This window comes from Flavicella sediminum (assembly GCF_006381105.1).
GTDB lineage: Bacteria > Bacteroidota > Bacteroidia > Flavobacteriales > Flavobacteriaceae > Flavicella > Flavicella sediminum.
In genome coordinates this window covers 1-4,814 of record NZ_VDET01000049.1, presented here as the reverse complement: position 1 = coordinate 4,814, position 4,814 = coordinate 1, and the positions used below count along the sequence as shown (strand labels likewise).

General features: G+C 29.5%; 4 protein-coding genes. All 4 read right to left on the bottom strand.

The window, feature by feature from the left end:
• Positions 1-745: 745 nt before the first annotated feature.
• Complete coding sequence (locus tag FGM02_RS17660) at positions 746-1,528, bottom strand: hypothetical protein (RefSeq protein WP_139959916.1); 783 nt, start codon at positions 1,526-1,528, stop codon at positions 746-748.
• A 222-nt stretch (positions 1,529-1,750) separates the two neighbouring features.
• Positions 1,751-2,239, bottom strand: a complete 489-nt coding sequence (locus tag FGM02_RS17655) for a hypothetical protein (RefSeq protein ID WP_139959914.1) — start codon at positions 2,237-2,239, stop codon at positions 1,751-1,753.
• A 221-nt stretch (positions 2,240-2,460) separates the two neighbouring features.
• Positions 2,461-3,303 carry a hypothetical protein gene (locus FGM02_RS17650; RefSeq protein WP_139959912.1) on the bottom strand — a complete coding sequence of 281 codons (843 nt, stop codon included), beginning with the start codon at positions 3,301-3,303 and terminating at the stop codon, positions 2,461-2,463.
• Positions 3,304-3,391: 88 nt separating this feature from the next.
• Positions 3,392-3,952, bottom strand: coding sequence for a hypothetical protein (locus tag FGM02_RS17645; protein ID WP_139959910.1), 561 nt, complete (start codon positions 3,950-3,952; stop codon positions 3,392-3,394).
• Positions 3,953-4,814 lie beyond the last annotated feature (862 nt).

Below are 4,814 nucleotides of genomic sequence, written 5' to 3'. Positions count from 1 at the left end.
TAAAAAAACACAAACCTTTTTTTAAGCCATAAAAACCCACATTAACTTTATGCGGTGTTGTATAATGCAGACACACAGCTGAGTTTTTCTCCAAATTTAATTTATTCCTGAATTTGTCGGAAGATTGAATTTTTGAACTCTATATCAATCTTTTATATCATAATTTTTCTCCACAATATTTACTCTCGGATTAATTATTTTTTTCTTTTACAGGAAAATCTGAAACTTGGATTTATCGAGAAATAAATATTTTTAATTGGAAATCCATTTATCCGGAAAGTATCCAGGATCCCATTTCTATAAATCCGTAATTATCTAAATCCCGCAAAGAATTTTCCTCAACATTTGAGTAAGATTTCCATAAATATTTTCCGCTATTTTCTTTTTGGAAATTTATCTTTAAAATTCTCGGCAAAGTGGAGTAGTGGTTTTAAAAAAATCTCTCCAGAATAATTTTCCCATAATGCTAGGTTCGCCGAGTTTTTTCTGGCGTTGTGATTCTGTGTGTGGATTTCAGTTTAGAAATCCCCTGTTTTATACAACGTGTTTGGCTAGGCTTTGTGCGGGAAGAAAATCGACAAGATTTTCGAACACGGACTAAGCCGAAGCTTTTTGTTTGGATTTGTTTCTTTTAATTTTACAAAGCCAAATCAACAAGATTTGGCGACTTAGTAAATATACACAAAACTTTGAAGTTTGCACAAAACCCGCATGAAGTTTAGCCGGTGTTGTGCTTTCGTCTTTTTCAAAATTCAAATTGTTCAGTCACATCTTTAATTACTCTGTCATAAAAAGAACAGCCTGAACACGTTTCGATATTTCCATCTTTATTAGAAATGAATTCAACTATTTTCAATTCCTCATTAGTTAATTCTATTCCGTAATTTTTTAATTGATATAGAGCATCAATAGCGTATATTTGTTTTTCTGTAATTGTCGATTTTAGCCATTCTAAAACTCCAGATTTATCCTTTTTATCTATTAATTTATTAATATTTATTCTGCCCCTTGGATTCATTCCAGCTATGCCACAGCTCGTACCATAAACAAAATCAGTTGTAAATAATTCCTCTTCATTAATTTCTGTCGAAAATATAGTTTTAAATTCCTTTCTAAAATTCTCATAAGCGACTTCATCTTTAAATATGTCAATTATCTCATAATAAGGTTCCCAATTACCTTGAGTTTTTTTATATTTCTTTTCGGTCAATTCGTAAAATGTAATTTCTGTTTTAGTAGTAATTAGTCTAACTCTGTATGTATAAACAGAAGAATTTCCAGGTTTATCTTTTATAGGAACTGATTTCTCAAAAAAGAAAACACCTTCTTGATAATTATAGGTTAAATTTCGAATAGATTTCCAATATGAACGTATATTCTTTTGTCGGTTAGTTAAGTTAGTAGTTAGTTTTTCAAATTGAACAAAATCTTTAGTTTCTAAAACTTTTTTCACATCATTTTGAACTTGAGCAAGCACATTACTTGTTCCTAATATTAAAATTATTAAGAATGTTATTAGTTTTTTCATAGATGAAGCACAACGGTTTTGGCTAGGCTTTGTGCGGGCTTGAAAATCTGCGGATTTTCGAATACGGACTAAGCCGAAGCTTTTTGTTTGGTTTTGTTTCTTTGGTTTTCACAAAGCCAAATCAACAAGATTTGGCGACTTAGTAAATATACACAAAACTTTGGAGTAGGACAGAACCCTGCATGAAGTTTAGCCGGTGTTGTACAATGTTTTTTGTTTAAATTAATTTAGAGAGATAAATTTATAATGATGTTTTAGATGTACTTTATATGCAACAGAATCAATTGCTGATAAAACACAGTCGTCAGAAAAAAATATTACCTCTTTCTTTTTGTGATTTTTTAAAACTAATATTTCTTCTCCACTGCTGAAGTCTAATTCTAGTAAAAAAATATTATTGTCAAATGTTGATATTTCAATTTTTCTTAAAGGCCAAAACCATTCTCCTGTTAATCCTTGTGATGGTTTAACATCAAGTTTGTATTCACCTCTATCAATTATTTTCCCATTAATGGATTGACTTAAAATACCATCTTTAAAAATAAATTTATTTTTTGATTTTATTTCACACCAAACTTCACTCTCAATTAATTTTTTATATTTCTTAAGAGCACTTTTTTTTGAGTTAGGATAACAAGAAGAAAGTATAATTGTCAAAATAATAAGAGCTAAATTTTTAAACTTTGTGTTATATGTTATGTTTTTATTCACAGTACTTTTTTTTATAGTAAAGCAGATAATTATTAAAGTTATTGATATTTTCCTTTATGGTATTTATTAAATAAATCTATAGAGTTTCATTTTTTTTACACAATATTGTACAACGGTTTTATATATGATTTGTTGCGTATTTTAAGCACTGAATTTAGTAAATAAAAACCAACTAGAAAATCCGCGAGGATTTTCGTAAGTAGACTAGAACTAGCAATAAATTATATATGTTGTTGTAGCACGTTTTTTCTGCGTTCTATTTGATAAATTTCATTTTCATTTTTCCTCACAAGTTCCGAAATAAATTTCTTTTCTCCTCCAATTGTGGTAAAAGCTAAATCATAGTCTGTATTCACAACCCAATTTCGTTCTTTTGGATAAATCAAACTCGGTGTTAATCTTAAACTTTCTTTTTTTATCAAGTTCGGCAAGTCATTTATTCTGCCTGTGAAAATTAAATCTTTTTCCCAATCGTTAGTTGATAAGAACGTATAAAATATTTCAATTTCTTGATTTCCGTAAATTTCGTTTATTGTCTCGACCAAACTATTCAAATGCTCTTCATCAAATAATCCTTCTCCAGGAAATAATTCATTATTCAACTGTTTAAAAGGTCTTTTCCATTCGACAGAACTCAGTATTGCTGAATTAAGCTCAAAATCAATTTGTTTTGACTGATAAAAATCTTTCCAATTTATACGAGAAAAGTCTTCTTCGGGAAAATCTTCGTCACTATTTCCGTTTTCCTTGATTTCATTTTTCGGAATATTATAATTTATCCAATATGAATGTAAGGCGATAGCGTAATCTTCAAAATTATTTGGTATTGTGAGATTAAGAAAAAATTCGGCTGGATTTTGTTTACGCAATTCTAAATCACATTCTTTTTGTTCCCCAACAATAGTTGCGTAAGGTTTAATCCAATCTTCTATGTCTTTTTCTGTTAGTTCCAAGGTTTTTCTTAAATGTGCTACAACGGTTTTGTATAAGGTTTGTGTGGGAGAAAATGTCCGAGGACTTTTCGCCCTAACACCAAGCTTATACTTATTTTGTGTTTTTATCATTGGCGACCTAAAAATACTTAAATAAGTAGAAGTGACATAGTAAAAAGACACAAACCTTTGGAGTAAACCATAAAAACCCACATTGACTTTATACGGTGTTACCCACAGTTTTTTTTATTATCAATCCAATTATTAATAATAGTATAATTATATAATAAATATTTGAATCCGAATTTAGGTCAATTCCCAATTCTTTCTCAATCTGATGTTTGCTCCAATGTTTTGTATCTGAAGAATCATTAGAATTAATTGCTCCGATTATTGAATCATGAGAAACATCTAGCGCACTCTCAAAGCAAATGGATAAATGAAATTCTTTATTATCTCCCTTTAAGTCAATTAAATTAAACAACCATTTATTGCCAGTATCTAAGTCATCAGTATCAACAGTACATGATAAAGATGAATCCCCTTTAAGAATTGTCAATTCATCATATGAGTAACTGTCTTTAAAGTCTTTTACTACTCGAAAAATTATTTTCTCCGAGGTCGTTTTAATTTTCTCTACCAAAACGGTATGAGTAGTATAATTCATCGCATGTTTAAATCCCGCCCAACTTGTTTCAGAGCCCCTAAATTTTGGACAAGAACAGCTGAAAATCTCTATTGAGGTCAGTATGAAAAATAGGATTAAAATTTTCGTTTTCAATTGTGGGTAACGGTTTTAGCTAGGAAACGTAGCGATTTAACTAGCCAATTACTTTTCAGACTAAAACTACACAAAATAAATAAAACACTGACATTGGGAAAGCAGAAACTTAGCTATGTTTTTTAGCTGTTGTTAACTTATGCGACTTTTCAAACCGAAAAGTTAAATAGGAGAGAAGAAGTTTCCAAAAATCCACGTAACAACTTTAAAATTGCGTTTCTACGATAAATTCAACGTTCTGTTTGTCAATTTTTATCGATTAAAGACAAATTATCAACGAAGTATTTTTAGCGTACAGTTCAGAACGTGATTTTATGACACCATTTTTCGTTTACAGGAAATTTTTCAAATAATTAGAGAGAAAATATTGTGTGATTTTACGTACAGTTCAGAACGTAATTTTATGACAACATTTTTCGTTTTATAGAAATTTTTTCAAATAGTAAAAAAAAGTAAATACTTAGATGACTTTCATTTATTGTTCAACACTTAACACAGGTTTTTAAATTATTTATCGACTAGAGAAAAGTATCAATGAATTAAGTTTTGTATTACTTTTTACACAGAGATAATGTGTCATTTTTCAACTCAAAGAAATGTTTCGATTTGATGTTTTTTTGAGTCAAGACTGGTTTCAAATTCTTAATTATCGTTCAATTAAATAACTGCGTAAATTTCGACCAGAAATTTTTGTAGTTGTTTAAGTTAACGGTTTTGTATAAAGTTAGTGTGGGAGTTGATAATCGTTAGATTCTCGACCGAGCACTAGGCGGGTACGTATTTTGTGTTTTTTTCTTAGTCGACCTAAAAATACTTAGATAAGTAGAAGGGACATAATAAAAAAACACAAACCTGTGGGGAA

Bases quoted from the DNA above. Each gene is read 5' to 3' on its own strand.
- FGM02_RS17650 (WP_139959912.1), bottom strand. From the start codon at position 3,303: ATGATAAAAACACAAAATAAGTATAAGCTTGGTGTTAGGGCGAAAAGT.
- FGM02_RS17660 (WP_139959916.1), bottom strand. From the start codon at position 1,528: ATGAAAAAACTAATAACATTCTTAATAATTTTAATATTAGGAACAAGT.